11 protein-coding genes are annotated in these 15,187 nt (G+C 71.3%); 7 read left to right on the forward strand and 4 right to left on the reverse strand.

The window, feature by feature from the left end; all coding sequences use genetic code 11:
• Positions 1 to 67: 67 nt before the first annotated feature.
• Positions 68 to 2,044: a hypothetical protein gene (locus SLINC_RS13210; protein WP_067445286.1), complete on the reverse strand. Its 1,977-nt coding sequence runs from the start codon at positions 2,042 to 2,044 to the stop codon at positions 68 to 70.
• A gap of 434 nt (positions 2,045 to 2,478) precedes the next feature.
• Between SLINC_RS13210 and SLINC_RS13215 the strand changes: the two genes are divergently transcribed.
• The 3 genes from SLINC_RS13215 (at position 2,479) to sucB (ending at position 7,658) form a co-directional block, all read left to right on the forward strand.
• Positions 2,479 to 4,017 (forward strand): leucyl aminopeptidase, encoded by a 1,539-nt coding sequence (locus tag SLINC_RS13215; protein WP_067431256.1) that lies wholly within the window; start codon positions 2,479 to 2,481, stop codon positions 4,015 to 4,017.
• A 353-nt stretch (positions 4,018 to 4,370) separates the two neighbouring features.
• The gene (gene lpdA / locus SLINC_RS13220) at positions 4,371 to 5,759 is read left to right on the forward strand and encodes a dihydrolipoyl dehydrogenase (RefSeq protein WP_067431259.1); all 1,389 of its coding nucleotides are present in this window, start codon (positions 4,371 to 4,373) and stop codon (positions 5,757 to 5,759) included.
• Positions 5,760 to 5,858: 99 nt separating this feature from the next.
• Positions 5,859 to 7,658, forward strand: a complete 1,800-nt coding sequence (gene sucB, locus SLINC_RS13225) for a 2-oxoglutarate dehydrogenase, E2 component, dihydrolipoamide succinyltransferase (protein ID WP_067431262.1) — start codon at positions 5,859 to 5,861, stop codon at positions 7,656 to 7,658.
• A gap of 56 nt (positions 7,659 to 7,714) precedes the next feature.
• Here sucB and SLINC_RS13230 read toward each other — a convergent pair whose 3' ends face one another.
• Positions 7,715 to 8,377 (reverse strand): hypothetical protein, encoded by a 663-nt coding sequence (locus SLINC_RS13230; RefSeq protein ID WP_067431265.1) that lies wholly within the window; start codon positions 8,375 to 8,377, stop codon positions 7,715 to 7,717.
• A gap of 213 nt (positions 8,378 to 8,590) precedes the next feature.
• On the opposite strand from SLINC_RS13230, the gene SLINC_RS13235 reads away from it, so the two are divergent.
• The 4 genes from SLINC_RS13235 (at position 8,591) to SLINC_RS13250 (ending at position 13,989) form a co-directional block, all read left to right on the forward strand.
• Positions 8,591 to 9,214, forward strand: coding sequence for a GntR family transcriptional regulator (locus SLINC_RS13235; RefSeq protein ID WP_067431268.1), 624 nt, complete (start codon positions 8,591 to 8,593; stop codon positions 9,212 to 9,214).
• Between the two features lie 444 nt (positions 9,215 to 9,658).
• A complete protein-coding gene (gene aceE / locus SLINC_RS13240; protein ID WP_067431271.1) occupies positions 9,659 to 12,364 on the forward strand; it encodes a pyruvate dehydrogenase (acetyl-transferring), homodimeric type in 2,706 nt (901 codons plus the stop codon).
• Between the two features lie 75 nt (positions 12,365 to 12,439).
• Positions 12,440 to 13,414: a helix-turn-helix transcriptional regulator gene (locus SLINC_RS13245; RefSeq protein WP_067431274.1), complete on the forward strand. Its 975-nt coding sequence runs from the start codon at positions 12,440 to 12,442 to the stop codon at positions 13,412 to 13,414.
• Between the two features lie 56 nt (positions 13,415 to 13,470).
• Entirely contained in the window at positions 13,471 to 13,989 is a 519-nt protein-coding gene (locus SLINC_RS13250; protein WP_067431277.1) for a DUF4240 domain-containing protein, read from the forward strand.
• Here the strand turns inward: SLINC_RS13250 and SLINC_RS13255 are convergent.
• The gene (locus SLINC_RS13255) at positions 13,979 to 14,194 is read right to left on the reverse strand and encodes a hypothetical protein (RefSeq protein WP_067431280.1); all 216 of its coding nucleotides are present in this window, start codon (positions 14,192 to 14,194) and stop codon (positions 13,979 to 13,981) included. The genes SLINC_RS13250 and SLINC_RS13255 overlap by 11 nt on opposite strands.
• A 104-nt stretch (positions 14,195 to 14,298) precedes the next feature.
• On the reverse strand, positions 14,299 to 15,123 hold the full coding sequence (locus SLINC_RS13260; protein ID WP_079164514.1) for a peptidoglycan recognition protein family protein: 825 nt from the start codon (positions 15,121 to 15,123) through the stop codon (positions 14,299 to 14,301).
• Positions 15,124 to 15,187 lie beyond the last annotated feature (64 nt).

Consider the following 15,187-nt stretch of genomic DNA (forward strand, 5'->3'; position numbering starts at 1 on the left):
CTGGAACGGCTCGGAAGCGCACCCCGGTCGTGGGGATCCGGGGTGCGCGTACGGTCGGCTGCGCTGCCTAGGTGGGCAGATTCAGCGTGAGGGCGGTCTGAAAGAGCTCAGGCGTGGTCCAGGCCGAGCGGTGGCCCGCGTACGGCGTCCCGAACGCGGTGGTGCCGAGCAGGAGTTGCTTGGTGGTCCCTTCCGGGGCGGTGACCGGGATCCGGGTCCCGGACGGGGCGGTGACGGTGACGGTGGTGCCGACGCGGTACGCGGTGACCCGGCCGTCGTCCAGAGCGGACTGCCAGGCCGCGCGGCGCTGGAACTCGGTGCCGATGGCGGCCTGAGCGGGGTTCTCCACCGGGGTGTTGTCGGCGAAGAGGGCCGCGTAGTCGGTGAGGACCTTGTCCATGACGGGGTACAGCGTCCGGTCCTCGGCCAGGTTGGACTGGTGCGCGTAGTGCGGACGCGGATCGTTGCCGATCACGTGCCCGAGGGCGGTGCGCGCCTCCTGCGGGACGATGTACTCGTCGTAGCCGGTGGCAGGGTCCAGCGGGTCGGCGAGACAGGTCGACGTGGGGTTGTTCTCGCAGGCGCCGCTGCCGCCGTCGGCCGCCGAGGTGTAGATCCAGTTGTACTCGTCGGCCATCTCGGCCTCGGTGCCGGTGTTGTAGTACACGTTCATCGGGTGGCGCGGCACGGTCAGGGCGCTGCCCACCGCACGCTGGGCCGGTTCACGGGAGTTGTCGGAGGCGATCCACCTGATGCCGTTGTCGGCGAGGGCGCCGGCCAGGTTCGGGTTGTCGGCGGGCTGCTGCGGCAGGGTTTTCAGACCCGAGTGCTCGCCGGTGACCAGCTCGGAGCGGTCCAGCGGGAGGCCCTTGGCGACGCCCCAGTCGTGGTTGTCCCGGAGCTGCGCCGAGATGTCGGCGCGGCTCATGTACCGCGTCGAGCCGTCGGCGTTCTTCGCGCAGCTCCACGGCACGGTGGAGGTGTCCTGCTCGCAGCCGAGGTACGGGTGCGTGTAGGTGTGGTTGATCCAGCGGTACTGGTCCTTGTCGGCGAGGAGTTGGTCGGTCGTCGTGTCGACGCCGCCGTGCTCGCTCTTCCACTCCTCGCCGGAGCCCGCGTTGTAGACCATGTCGAGAGTGAAGCCGTGGTCGCGCTGCCACTGCGCCGCGTACCGCGCGTCGGCCGCGGTCATGCGGATCGGCGTGGTTCCCTCGCCGTCACCGCCCGCGCAGTCGAAGTCGCCGGGGGTGCAGTTGCGTTCGGTGTCCCAGCGGCTGTCGGGCGCGAAGACGTCGTCGACGTGTACGGCGAAGTAGTTGCGGCTCTGCCCGAGGTGCACGCCCTGGGTCAGCCATTCGACGATGCCCCGGGCGAGCAGCCGGAACTGCTGCTGGTACTGGTTGTACGCGAAGGTCACCACCAGTTCGCGGCGCCCGTCGTGGGCGTACTCCCCGACCAGGCTTCCGGTGCCCGTGCCGGCGGGTACCGGGACGTCGACGTAACTGGTGAAGCCGGTGCGGGGCTTGGCGACGAAGCCGTAGCTCTCCTGTACCGAGGGGTCGTTGTCCTCGAAGGTGAAGGCGCCGTCGAGATAGCCGAAGGCCCCCGCCCTGCCCGCCGCGGTGACGGACGCCTCGCGTCCGTCGAGGGTGCCGGCCCAGCCGCCCTGGCTCGTGTAGTCGAGGCCGACCCCCGGGTGCGCCCAGGTGTAGGCGTCGACCTGCGGGATGCCGTACGTCGTCTCGTAGCTCTCCAGGGCGGTCTGCTCGGCCGAACCGGCGCCGAACGGGGCCTCGTTGGGCAGCACGACGCCCTGGAACTTCGCTCGGGGCCGGCCGTCCACCGTGTCGCTCAGGAACGTTTCCGTGATGGTCGGGCGGTCGGCGTCGTTCAGGTTCACCCTGGTGTAGGGGATGCCGGTGCTCTTCAGCTGGCCGGTGATCGCCTCGATGGGGCTGTCGCCGTTGTCCACGACGAGCACCCTGAGGTCGATCCGCGGTTCCTGCGCCGCGGAGGCCGCCGGGGCGCCGAGCCCCAGTGCCATGAGTCCCGCGGCAGTCAACACGGCGGCGGTGGTTCTCCATCCGGAGCGACGCCGGTGGCCGTGTCCGTCGTGGTGGTGTCTGTCGGTGAGCGCGAGATGCGCCATGGCGGTAGCCCCTCCCCGGGCGATCCTCCTCCATGGTCGTTTTGAGGAGGATCCGTGGAAATCATGCGTACCGGCGAGCCGTGCGCTTGCCGGAACCAGACGAGTGTGACTCACCTCACCGATCTTGAGGATCGAGAAGTGGCCACGACGCCACCGATAGGTGAACCGCCGCAGGAATGATCGACAACACCCCCGAGCGTAGGCTCGTGCCGGGCATGGGGCCGCCCGGGTGGAGACTGCCCCCTAGGGCTCTAGGGTCGGTCTCGGGCCCGGCCGACCCACCCGTATTCGGCCACAGCACATTTCAACGGAAGCGAGATTTCACCACCGTGACTGCTCTCACTCTCAGCACCGCCGCGGCGCCCGGCCTCCGGGCCGACGCGATCGTGATCGGTGTTGCCAAGGGTGCCGAAGGCCCGGTCGTCGCACCGGGTGCCGAGGCCGTGGACAAGGCGTACGACGGCAGACTCGCCGGCATCCTGGAGACCCTCGGTGCCTCCGGGGCCGAGGGCGAGGTGACGAAGCTGCCCGCACCGGCCGGCTTCAAGGCCCCGCTCGTGGTGGCGGTGGGTCTGGGCGCCGAGCCCGAGAAGGACTCCGGCTTCGACGCCGAGGCACTGCGCAGGGCCGCCGGCGCGGCCTCCCGGGGCCTCGCGGGCTCCCAGAAGGCCGCGTTCGCGCTGCCGCTCACGGACGCCGCCGACGCGGGTGCCGTGGCCGAGGGCGTCCTGCTCGGCGCGTACACCTTCGACGTCTACAAGGACAACGGCAAGGACGCCAAGGCCCGGGGCAAGGCCAAGAACGGCAAGGCGCCGCTCGCCGAGGCCTCGCTGCTCGGCGGCAAGCCCCGCGACCGCGTGTACAAGGCGGCGATCGAGCGTGCCACCGCCGTGGCCGAGGAGCTCAACCGCGCGCGCGACCTGATCAACATGCCGCCGAACGACCTCGACCCGGAGGCCTTCGCCGCGCTCGCCCAGACCGCGGCCAAGGAACACGGCATCAAGGTCCAGGTGCTCGACGTGAAGGCCCTGGAGAAGGGCGGCTACGGCGGCATCCTCGGCGTCGGCGCCGGTTCGGCGGCGGGCCCGCGGCTGGTCAAGCTGTCGTACACCTCCTCCAAGGCGAAGAAGCACCTCGCCTTCGTGGGCAAGGGCATCACCTACGACTCGGGCGGCATCTCGCTGAAGCCGGCGGGCCACAACGAGACGATGAAGTGCGACATGAGCGGTGCGGCGGCGGTCTTCGCGGCCGTGGTCGCCGCCGCGCGCCTGGGGCTGGAGGTCAACGTCACCGGCTGGCTGGCGCTGGCCGAGAACATGCCCTCCGGTTCCGCGACCCGTCCCGGTGACGTGCTGCGCATGTACTCGGGCAAGACGGTCGAGGTCCTCAACACGGACGCGGAGGGCCGGCTGGTCCTCGCCGACGCGCTGTGGGCCGCATCCGAGGAGAAGCCGGACGCGATCGTGGACGTGGCGACGCTGACCGGGGCGATGATGCTGGCGCTGGGAAACCGGACGTTCGGAATCATGGCGAACGACGACGCCTTCCGTACGGCGGTGCACGAGGCCGCGGCGGAGGTCGGCGAGCCGGCCTGGCCGATGCCGTTGCCGGAGCATCTGCGCAAGGGGATGGACTCCCCCACCGCCGACATGGCGAACATGGGCGAGCGGATGGGCGGCGGGCTGGTCGCCGGGCTGTTCCTGCGGGAGTTCGTGGGTGAGGGGATCACCTGGGCGCACCTGGACATCGCGGGGCCGGCCTTCAACGAGGGCGGGCCGTTCGGGTACACGCCCAAGGGCGGGACGGGGACGGCGGTGCGGACGCTGGTGCGGGTTGCCGAGCTGGCGGCTGTGGGGGATCTGGGGTGATTTTCCTGGCGGGGCCTCGCGCGCGGGTAGGGCGAGGCCCCGTCGCCCCACAGCTCGGTCCAGTCGTTGTATGGCGGCTTGCGGTCGTATGTGGCTTGTCGCGCCCACGCGGCGGTAGCCGCAAATCGAATACAGCCCCGCGCCCCTGGGTGGGACGGCAGCTCATCGCTCATCACAAGTGAGCGTGTGTCGTCTCACACCCCGGCCCGGCGTCTCGTTGTGGTCGGACAAGTGCGAAGATGGGGCTCGGCAGGACAGGGCCCCCACCGAAGGGCCGAAGAACGAGCGGCCGGACACCAGCCGCCGACCGGTCACCGCAGACCGGCGTGGCGCACATGCATGGAGGACGTGACGTGGCGAACGACGCCAGCACCGTTTTCGACCTAGTGATCCTCGGCGGTGGTAGCGGTGGTTACGCCGCGGCCCTGCGCGGGGCGCAGCTGGGCCTGGACGTCGCCCTGATCGAGAAGGACAAGGTCGGCGGCACCTGCCTGCACCGGGGGTGCATCCCCACCAAGGCCCTGCTGCACGCGGGTGAGATCGCCGACCAGGCTCGTGAGAGCGAGCAGTTCGGTGTGAAGGCCACCTTCGAGGGCATCGACGTCCCGGCCGTGCACAAGTACAAGGACGGCGTGGTCGCCGGTCTGTACAAGGGCCTCCAGGGGCTCATCGCCTCCCGCAAGGTGAACTACATCGAGGGTGAGGGCCGACTGTCCTCCCCGACCTCCGTCGACGTGAACGGCCAGCGCATCCAGGGCCGCCACGTGCTCCTGGCGACCGGCTCCGTGCCGAAGTCGCTGCCGGGCCTGGAGATCGACGGCAACCGCATCATCTCCTCCGACCACGCCCTCGTCCTGGACCGTGTGCCGAAGTCCGCGATCATCCTGGGCGGCGGTGTCATCGGCGTCGAGTTCGCCTCGGCGTGGAAGTCCTTCGGCTCGGACGTCACGATCATCGAGGGCCTGAAGCACCTCGCCCCCCTTGAGGACGAGAACTCCTCCAAGCTTCTTGAGCGCGCGTTCCGCAAGCGCGGCATCAAGTTCAACCTGGGCACCTTCTTCTCGAAGGCCGAGTACACCGCCGACGGCGTCAAGGTCACCCTCGCCGACGGCAAGGAGTTCGAGGCCGAGGTGCTGCTGGTCGCCGTCGGCCGCGGCCCGGTCTCGCAGGGCCTGGGCTACGAGGAGCAGGGCGTCGCGATGGACCGCGGCTACGTCCTGGTCGACGAGTACATGCGGACGAACGTCCCGACCATCTCCGCCGTCGGCGACCTGGTCCCGACGCTCCAGCTCGCGCACGTCGGCTTCGCCGAGGGCATCCTGGTGGCGGAGCGTCTGGCCGGTCTCAAGACCGTCCCGATCGACTACGACGGTGTCCCCCGTGTGACCTACTGCCACCCGGAGGTCGCCTCCGTCGGCATCACCGAGGCCAAGGCCAAGGAGATCTACGGTGCGGACAAGGTCGTCGCTCTGAAGTACAACCTGGCGGGCAACGGCAAGAGCAAGATCCTGAACACCGCGGGCGAGATCAAGCTCGTCCAGGTCAAGGACGGTGCCGTGGTCGGCGTCCACATGGTCGGCGACCGTATGGGCGAGCAGGTCGGCGAGGCCCAGCTGATCTACAACTGGGAGGCGCTGCCGGCCGAGGTCGCCCAGCTCATCCACGCCCACCCGACGCAGAACGAGGCGCTCGGCGAGGCCCACCTGGCCCTGGCCGGCAAGCCCCTCCACGCCCACGACTGAGCCTTCGGTCACCGGACGCGACGACACAGACTTCCGCTTCCCCGAGTTCTTCACAGCGCTCGAACAGGGGAGCCCCATCCGTAAGGAGCAACAGAAACCATGGCGGTTTCCGTAACCCTTCCGGCGCTCGGCGAGAGCGTCACCGAGGGCACTGTCACCCGCTGGCTGAAGGCAGAGGGTGAGCGCGTCGAGGCCGACGAGCCGTTGCTCGAGGTCTCGACCGACAAGGTCGACACCGAGATCCCCTCGCCCGCCGCCGGCGTCCTGGCCTCCATCAAGGTCGCCGAGGACGAGACCGTCGAGGTCGGCGCCGAGCTGGCCGTCATCGACGACGGCACCGGCGCTCCCGCCGCCGCCCCGGCCCCCGCGGCCGAGGAGGTCGCCCCGCCGGCTCCCGAGCCGGCCCCGGCCGCCCAGCCGTCCACCGAGCAGGCCGCCCCGGCCCCTGCTCCCACCGCCGAGGCCGCCTCCGGCGGCGGCTCCGCCGAGGGCACGGACGTCGTCCTGCCCGCGCTCGGCGAGTCCGTCACCGAGGGCACCGTGACCCGCTGGCTCAAGGAGGTCGGCGAGGAGGTCGCGGAGGACGAGCCTCTGCTGGAGGTCTCCACCGACAAGGTCGACACCGAGATCCCGGCGCCGGTCGCCGGTGTCCTGCTGGAGATCGTGGTCGGCGAGGACGAGACCGCCGAGGTCGGCGCCAAGCTGGCCGTCATCGGCGTCGCGGGCTCGGCTCCGGCCGCTGCCCCGGCTCCCGCCGCTCCGGCCCCGGCCGCCGAGGCCCCGGCACCCGCTCCGGCTCCCGCCCCGGCCGCCCCCGCGGCTCCGGCGGCCCCGGCTCCGCAGGCGCCCCCGGCTCCGGCCCCGGCTCCGCAGCAGACCGCTCCGGCACCCGCCCCGGCTCCGGCCGCTCCTGCTCCGGCGCCCGCCGCGTCCGCCCCGGCCCCGGCACCCGCCGCGACCTCGGGTGACGACGGCGCCTACGTGACCCCGCTGGTGCGCAAGCTCGCCGCCGAGCACGGCGTCGACCTGTCCACCATCAAGGGCACCGGCGTCGGCGGTCGTATCCGCAAGCAGGACGTCACCGCCGCCGCCGAGGCCGCGAAGGCCGCCGCGGCAGCTCCGGCTCCGGCCGCCGCACCGGCCGCCGCGAAGAAGGCTCCGACCCTGGAGACCTCTCCGCTGCGTGGCCAGACCGTCAAGATGCCGCGCATCCGCAAGGTCATCGGCGACAACATGGTCAAGGCGCTGCACGAGCAGGCGCAGCTGTCCTCGGTGGTCGAGGTCGACGTCACCCGCCTGATGAAGCTGCGCGCCCGGGCCAAGGACGCGTTCGCGGCCCGTGAGGGCGTCAAGCTCTCCCCGATGCCGTTCTTCGTCAAGGCCGCGGCCCAGGCGCTGAAGGCGCACGCGCCGGTCAACGCCCGGATCAACGTGGACGAGGGCACGATCACCTACTTCGACACCGAGAACATCGGTATCGCGGTGGACTCCGAGAAGGGCCTGATGACCCCGGTCATCAAGCACGCGGGCGACCTCAACATCGCCGGTATCGCGAAGGCCACGGCGGAGCTGGCCGGCAAGGTCCGCGCCAACAAGATCACGCCCGACGAGCTGTCCGGTGCGACCTTCACCATCTCCAACACCGGTTCGCGCGGTGCGCTCTTCGACACGATCATCGTGCCGCCGGGCCAGGTCGCGATCCTCGGTATCGGTGCCACGGTCAAGCGTCCGGCGGTCATCGAGACGGAGGAGGGCACGGTCATCGGCGTCCGCGACATGACCTACCTGACCCTCTCCTACGACCACCGTCTGGTGGACGGCGCCGACGCGGCCCGTTACCTGACCGCGGTCAAGGCGATCCTGGAGGCGGGCGAGTTCGAGGTCGAGCTCGGCCTGTAGCCCACCTGGTTCCCACGGTGCCCCCGTCCGGTTCTCCGGGCGGGGGCACCGCTGTCTCACCTGGGCGTCAGCTTCTTGTCCGACCAGCCCCACAGCGACTCCACCCACACGTTGGGGACGGACAGCGCGGGCGCGTACGGGAGCCTCCTGGTCCGGTACGACTTCAGGACGTCGTACGTCGCGTCGAGGCAGTCCCGCGAGGTGAGCCTGCCGGTCTCGGGGTCGACGCCGACGAGGAAGCCGCGGGACTCCACGGCCGTGATCATGGCGCGGGCCGCCGGCACGTCGTAGGTCCGGGACTTCGTGCAGCGGTAGCGGCTGTAGGGGTGCTCGGACTCGCCGGGGTAGTGGGCGTCGGTGCTCATGTCGCTGAGCATGCGGTCGTACGACCCTTCCGTGTGCCAGGCTCCGATGTCGCCGCCGGGCGGGGTGTAGAGCTTGCCGCTGGGGTTCTCGACGGCGCCGTAGACCCAGCGGCCGGTGCCGGGGAGCCGGAAGCCCCAGCCGACGTGACCGAACTTCTCGGCGCCGTCCGGCTTGACGAAGACGCAGGCGGCGCCGGATCCGCCGGCCGCGCCCGCCATGCCCGTGATCGTTCCGGTGCCGCTCGGTGCCGTGTGCGCCGTCGCCCGTGTGGCCGTCTGCTGGCAGCCCGTCATGCCGATGAGCGCGCCGATCACGGCCGCGACGACCAGTCCGCGGTGTCCCCCGATGTTCATGCCGTCCCCCAGATGTGCGTGGGGCGCCCCGCGTGGGAACCCCTGCCGGACGCGACACTTCTCGGAGGTCAGGGGGTTGCGTGTGTTGACAGAAGTCGTCCTGTTGGGAGCGTGTAAGCCTCGTCTCACCTGCATGAAAGCGCCCCCGTGCGCCCCTCCCGGACGGGCCCGCGGCCTTATTGTCTAAACGTCAAACGCCCTTAAGGAGCTCTCATGACCGCGCCCGTCGTCCACTCGCTGCGCGAACAGATCCGCGAGCACATCGTGGAGGGGATCGTCAGTGGGCGCTGGAAGCCGGGCGAGCGGATCGTGGAGCGACGGATCGCGACCGAGCTGGAGGTCAGCCAGACGCCGGTGCGGGAGGCCCTGCGGGAGCTGGAGTCGCTGCGGCTGATCGAGTCGGCACCGAACAAGGGCGTCCGGGTGCGGAACCTGACGGCGGCCGACCTGGAGGAGAGCTATCCGGTCCGGGCCGGTCTGGAGGCGATCGCGGCGGAGCTGGCGGCGGAGCGGCTGGCACAGGACTGCTCGGCGCTGGAGCCGCATGTCACCGCGCTCTACGAGGCCGACCGCGAGTCCGACGGCACGGGCCAGGTGCGGCACACGGTCGGCTTCCACCGGGAGCTGGTCCGCGCGGCGGGCAACTCGGTCCTCCTGCACACCTGGGAGGGCCTCGGCATCGAGGTGTTCACCGCCCTGTCCATCCGCTGGCTGGGCACGGTCCAGCAGTCCTACGCGGAGGAGCACGAGGAGCTGGTGGCCGCGTTCCGGCGCCGGGATCCGCGGATCGCGGAGATCGTGAAGGCACACGTCCTGGGCTGCGCGCCGCGGCCATAGCAGGTCGCGACACGGCCGGCACCGCCGTGATGGCCGAGCGGCGCCGCGGCGAACACGAGAGCGCCGCTGAGCCAGGCGCGGGTGAGTTTTTCCCCGCCGCGGCGAACCCTCCGCGGTATGGCGAGTTCCCTGTGACCGCCCCCGCCCTCACCCTCGCCCGCCCGCCCGCCCGCCGAACACCAGAGCACACTCCCGCTCAAACGCCCTCCGACCTGCAAAAACCCCGGACAACCGCGTCACCCGGTGCCATCGTCGAAGGCACCCCGTGCCTACTTTCTCGTCATCGAGAAGTTTTGCCCCTCAACCCTTTGATCGATCATCGATCAGGGGGTTACAGTCGCGTCGGACCTCTACCGAGGCCTCAGCCCTGTCCTGCCAAAGACAAAGGGCACCCCCGAACCCTTACCGATGAGGGAACCCCCTTCGACTGAGGAAGGCGGCGACATGACCGACCCCAACGCCATCCAGCCGAGCGAGCTCGACCAGCTCCCCGACCGGGACCCCGAGGAGACCGCCGAATGGCAGGCCTCGCTGGACGCGGTCGCCAAGGCGGCCGGCCCGCACCGTGCCGCGTACCTGATGCGCCGCACACTGGAGAGGGCGGAGGGCAACGGCATCGCGCTGCCGAAGCTCCTCGAGACCGACTACGTCAACACCATCCCCACCGCCGCCGAGCCGTCCGCGCCCGGTGACGAGGAGATGGAGCGGAAGATCACCGCGTGGAACCGCTGGAACGCGGCCGCGATGGTCACCCGCGGCTCCAAACACGGCGTCGGCGGCCACATCGCCACCTTCGCCTCCGCGGCCTGGCTCTACGAGACCGGCTTCAACCACTTCTTCAAGGGCAAGGAGGCCGACGGCTCGGGCGACCAGCTCTACATCCAGGGCCACGCCTCCCCCGGCATCTACGCCCGCGCCTTCCTCGACGGCCGGCTCAGCGAGGACCACCTCGACAACTTCCGCCGGGAGTCCGGCGGCAACGGCCTCCCGTCGTATCCGCACCCGCGCCGCCTGCCCTGGCTGTGGGAGTTCCCGACGGTGTCGATGGGCCTCGGCCCGCTCTCCGCGATCTACCAGGCGCGCTTCAACCGCTACCTGACCCACCGCGGCATCAAGGACGTCTCCGCCTCCCACGTCTGGGCCTTCCTCGGCGACGGCGAGATGGACGAGCCGGAGTCGACGGCGGCACTCGCACTGGCTTCGCGTGAGGGGCTCGACAACCTCACCTTCGTCATCAACTGCAACCTCCAGCGCCTCGACGGCCCGGTCCGCGCGAACTTCAAGATCGTGCAGGAGCTGGAGGCCCAGTTCCGCGGCGCCGGCTGGAACGTCGTCAAGTCGCTGTGGGGCTCGGCGTGGGACGAGCTGTTCCAGCTCGACACCACGGGTGCGCTCGTCCGACGGCTCCGCGAGGTACCGGACGCGCAGGTGCAGACCTACCAGACGCGCGACGCCGCCTACATCCGCCAGGACTTCTTCGGCAAGGACCCGGCGCTCGCCGAGATGGCGAAGCTGCTGAGCGACGACAAGATCCTGGAGTGCTTCCACCTCTCCCGCGGTGGCCACGAGGCGCGCAAGGTGTACGCCGCCTACAGGGCCGCCGTCGAGTTCAAGGGCGCCCCGACGGTCATCCTGGCCCAGACGGTCAAGGGCCACACCCTCGGCGAGGGCTTCGCGTCGAAGAACGCCAACCACCAGATGAAGAAGCTGACGGTGGACGAGTTCAAGAGCATGCGCGACCTGCTGGAGCTGCCGATCCCCGACGCGCAGTTCGTCGACGGGGTCGTCCCCTACGGCCACCCCGGCGCCGACTCCCCCGAGGTCCGCTACCTCCAGGAGCGCCGCGCGGCCCTCGGGGGCCCGGCCCCGGCCCGCCGGGTCCACCCCGTCGCCCCGCTGCCCGCCCCGGCGGAGAAGGCGTTCGCCGCCTTCGACAAGGGCTCCGGTACGCAGAACGTGGCGACGACGATGGCCTTCGTCCGTCTCATCAAGGACCTGGTCCGCGACAAGGACAGCGGCAGGCGCTGGGTGCCGATCGTCCCCGACGAGGCGCGCACCTTCGGCATGGAGTCGCTGTTCCCCTCGCTCGGGATCTACTCCCCCAAGGGCCAGACGTACGAGCCGGTCGACCGTGACCAGCTGATGTACTACAAGGAGGCCAAGAACGGCCAGATCCTCAACGAGGGGATCACCGAGGCCGGTTCGATGGCCGACTTCATCGCCGCGTCGACGTCGTACGCGACGCACGGCGAGACGATGATCCCGTTCTACATCTTCTACTCGATGTTCGGCTGGCAGCGCACGGCCGACCAGATGTGGCAGCTCGGCGACCAGCTCGGCCGTGGCTTCCTCGTCGGCGCGACGGCCGGCCGGACGACCCTGACGGGCGAGGGCCTCCAGCACGCCGACGGCCACTCCCCGGTCATCGCGGCCACCAACCCGGCGGCGCTGACGTACGACCCCGCCTTCGCGTACGAGGTCGCGGCGATCGTCAAGGACGGTCTGCGCCGGATGTACGGCGAGGCGGCCCCGGGCGAGGACCAGAACGTCTTCTACTACCTGACCGTCTACAACGAGCCGCTGCCGCAGCCCGCGAAGCCGGCCGGTACCGCCGTCGACGAGGGCATCGTCAAGGGCCTGTACCGCTTCAACACCGCCGAGTCGGCGGGAGTGGACGTGGCGGCGGCCAACGCCCCGCGCGTCCAGCTGCTGGGCTCCGGCACGGCGATCCACTGGGCCCTCAAGGCACAGCGGCTGCTCGCCGAGGAGTGGGGTGTGGCCGCCGACGTGTGGTCCGCGACCTCCTGGAGCGAGCTGCGGCGCGACGCGCTGGAGGCGGACGCGGCGCTGCTGCGCGGCGAGGAGCGGGTGCCGTACGTCCGTCAGGCGCTCCAGGGTGCCGAGGGTCCGGTGCTGGCGGTCTCCGACTACATGCGCCAGGTCCCCGACCAGATCGCGCAGTGGGTCGAGCAGGACTACTCCTCGCTGGGCGCGGACGGCTTCGGCCTCTCCGACACCCGCGAGGCCGCCCGCCGCCACTTCGGCGTCGACGCCGAGTCCGTCGTCGTCGCGGCCCTCGCCCAGCTCGCCCGCCGCGGCGAGGTCAAGGCGACGGCCGTGAAGGAAGCGCGCGCGAAGTACGGCCTGTAGGGCTTGAGCGTCGAAGAGGGGGTGCGGCTGCGGCCACACCCCCTCTTCGTCGGTGCTGCCCGGCATCATGAACACATGCGTGCTGCTCGTCTCATCAAAATGGTGCTGCTGCTCCAGTCCCGGCCGTCGATGACCGCCGCCGAGCTGGCGCGGGAGCTGGAGGTGTCGGAGCGGACCGTGACGCGGGACGCGCAGGCGCTGTCGGAGGCGGGGGTCCCGGTGTACGCGGACCGGGGCCGGGCCGGGGGCTACCGGCTGATCGGCGGATACCGGACGCGGCTGACGGGGCTGGCCCGCGGCGAGGCGGAGGCGCTGTTCCTGAGCGGGGTGCCGGGGGCGCTGCGGGAGATGGGCCTTGAGGACGCCGCCTCGGCGGCCCGGCTGAAGGTGTCGGCGGCCCTGCTCCCCTCCGTGCGGGACGCCTCCCGTGCGGCGGCGCAGCGCTTCCACCTGGACGCGCCGAGCTGGTTCAAGGAGCCCAAGACGCCCGAGCTGCTGCCGGCCGTCGCGGACGCGGTCTGGGACGACCGTCGGGTCACGGCGCACTACTGGCGCGGCGAGGGCGAGGTGGTGCGCGAGCTGGAGCCGTACGGTCTCGTGCTCAAGGCGGGCGTCTGGTACCTGTGCGCGCGGGTCGCGGGGCACGGCTCGTACCGGGTGTACCGCATCGACCGGTTCACGGCGGTGGACGCGGGCGAGGAACGGTTCGCGCGGGACGAGGAGTTCGACCTGCCGGGCTTCTGGGAGGAGCGGGCCGAGCAGTTCGCGCGGTCCATCCTGCGCGCGGAGGTCGTCGTACGGCTGTCCGCGGACGGTGTCCGGGCCCTGCCGTACGCCGTCGGCCGGCCGTCCGCCGAGGAGGCGCTGGAGGCCGCGGGCGCCCCGGACGAGGACGGCCGGGTGACCGTGACGCTCGCCGTGGAGTCCGAGGAGGTGGCGCACAGCCAGCTGGCCTCGCTGGGGCCCGAGGTGGAGGTGCTGACGCCGGAGAGCCTGCGGACGCGCTTCGCGCGGGACGCGGCACGACTCGCCCGGCTGTACGGGACATAACAATCCGCCTCACTCCACGTGCGCCCCACCCGTCCAGGCCCGATGCTGGACCCGTGATGGACGAGACGGAGTTCTGGGAGCTGGTCGACAGCGCCCGCGAGACGGCCGAGGGTGACCCCGAGGAGCAGGCCGACCTGCTCGTGGACCGGCTGCTCCAGCTGGACCCCGAGTCGGTCCTCGACTTCGCCCGTCACTTCGAGTCCCGCTACAACCGCGCCTACACCTGGGACCTGTGGGGTGCCGCCTGGGTCCTGCTGGACGGGGTGAGCGACGACGCCTTCGACTTCTTCCGGTGCTGGCTGATCGGCCAGGGGCGCGAGGTCTACGAGGGGGCGGTGCACGATCCCGACTCGCTGGCCGACCTCCTGGACGACTTCGACGAGGAGATCGACGGCGACGGCGAGGAGCTCGGTTACTCCGCGGACGAGGCGTACGAACAGCTCACCGGCGCCGTCGCCCCCGACCTGGGCATTCCGCCCGCGCCCGCGGAGCCCGAGGGGACGCCCGTGGACTTCGAGAACGAAGGGGTGCTGGCGGAGCGGTATCCCAAGCTGTGGGAGCGCTTCAGGGGCTGACCGCCCGGCGGCGTCCGGTGTCGGACGGGAGGTACGCCTGGGTCTGCTCGGCGTGCTCGGCGTGCTCGGCCCGCACCGCGTGGTGCATCGGTGCCTTGTTGGCCTGGTCGAGGGCGGACGCCGTCACGGCGGCCGGTCCCAGGACGACGGTCGTGACCGCGCAGACGACCGTCCACATACGGCTCCTGTTGATGCTGCTGCTCATGATCCCCACCTCCGGTCGGCTTCTGGTGCAGACCGTAGAGCGCGGGCCTCTGAGCGGCCTGCGCGCCGGCTGTGGCGTTCCTGTGAGTGGCCCGCCCGCCCCCCTCACGGGCGCCCTTGCAGGCGGGCCGCCAGCTCTCTGATCTCCGGCAGGCGGGCGCTCAGTGCGGCGCCGGGGCAGCTCGTCATATAGCCCTCGTCGTGGCCCGCCAGGGCGGGCAGGGCGGCCGTGGTGCCGGACGCGTACCGGCTGAGGCCGTTGCTGGAGACCAGCCGGACGGTGGCGCGCGGGTCGACGCCGGCCAGGCCCAGTTTCCAGGCGGCCAGCGCGGCGATCGCGTCGGTCATGGCCTTCGGGACGGTGACGCCGGCGGTGAAGGTGCCGAGGGCGGCGACGCCGGTGGTGCGGTGGTTGAAGCCCTGGGTGTGCGCGCCGGTCACGGGCCGGCCGGTGCCGCCCGCGCGGCCCTCGTAGATGACGCCGCAGCGGTCGACGAGGAAGTTGTAGCCGATGTCGTCCCAGTCGCGGGTGCCGGTCTGGCCGGCGGCGAGGTAGCGGATGATGCGGGGCGACTCGGCGCAGTCGTAGGAGTTGGGCGAGTCGGTGTGGTGGACGAAGACCGCGAGGACCTTGTCGTCGTAGCGCGGGGGCGGCGGGGTGCGGGCGACGGTGTTGGCCTCGCCGGTGCCGTCCGCCCAGGCGGATCTGGGCACGATGTGCGGCCGGGGCGCGGAGTGCGGGGCGGTGGCCGCGCGGGCGACGGCGGCCTGCCGGGAGCGGGCCGCGACGGTGTGTTCCACGCCGTTCGCGCACAGCGCCAGCGCGCCGGCGGCGGCCAGGCCGGGCAGCGCGCCGAGCAGCGCCAGCGCGGCGCCCGGTATTCGGCCGCGCCGTTTGCGCCTCCTGTGCGGTGCGCGCGAGACACACATGGTCCCACTGTCGGTCCGATCCGCCCCGCCCGCGATGTGTGCTGTGCCACCCGGAGGAACCATC

The sequence above is a fragment of the Streptomyces lincolnensis genome (assembly GCF_001685355.1).
Lineage (GTDB): Bacteria > Actinomycetota > Actinomycetes > Streptomycetales > Streptomycetaceae > Streptomyces > Streptomyces lincolnensis.

What these genes read in the sequence shown, in the direction of transcription:
- SLINC_RS13210 (WP_067445286.1), bottom strand. Translation starts at nt 2,044, where the DNA reads ATGGCACTGGGGCTCGGCGCCCCGGCGGCCTCCGCGGCGCAGGAACCG.
- sucB (WP_067431262.1), top strand. Translation starts at nt 5,859, where the DNA reads ATGGCGGTTTCCGTAACCCTTCCGGCGCTCGGCGAGAGCGTCACCGAG.
- SLINC_RS13230 (WP_067431265.1), bottom strand. Translation starts at nt 8,377, where the DNA reads ATGAACATCGGGGGACACCGCGGACTGGTCGTCGCGGCCGTGATCGGC.
- SLINC_RS13235 (WP_067431268.1), top strand. Translation starts at nt 8,591, where the DNA reads ATGACCGCGCCCGTCGTCCACTCGCTGCGCGAACAGATCCGCGAGCAC.
- aceE (WP_067431271.1), top strand. Translation starts at nt 9,659, where the DNA reads ATGACCGACCCCAACGCCATCCAGCCGAGCGAGCTCGACCAGCTCCCC.
- SLINC_RS13245 (WP_067431274.1), top strand. Translation starts at nt 12,440, where the DNA reads ATGCGTGCTGCTCGTCTCATCAAAATGGTGCTGCTGCTCCAGTCCCGG.
- SLINC_RS13250 (WP_067431277.1), top strand. Translation starts at nt 13,471, where the DNA reads ATGGACGAGACGGAGTTCTGGGAGCTGGTCGACAGCGCCCGCGAGACG.
- SLINC_RS13255 (WP_067431280.1), bottom strand. Translation starts at nt 14,194, where the DNA reads ATGAGCAGCAGCATCAACAGGAGCCGTATGTGGACGGTCGTCTGCGCG.
- SLINC_RS13260 (WP_079164514.1), bottom strand. Translation starts at nt 15,123, where the DNA reads ATGTGTGTCTCGCGCGCACCGCACAGGAGGCGCAAACGGCGCGGCCGA.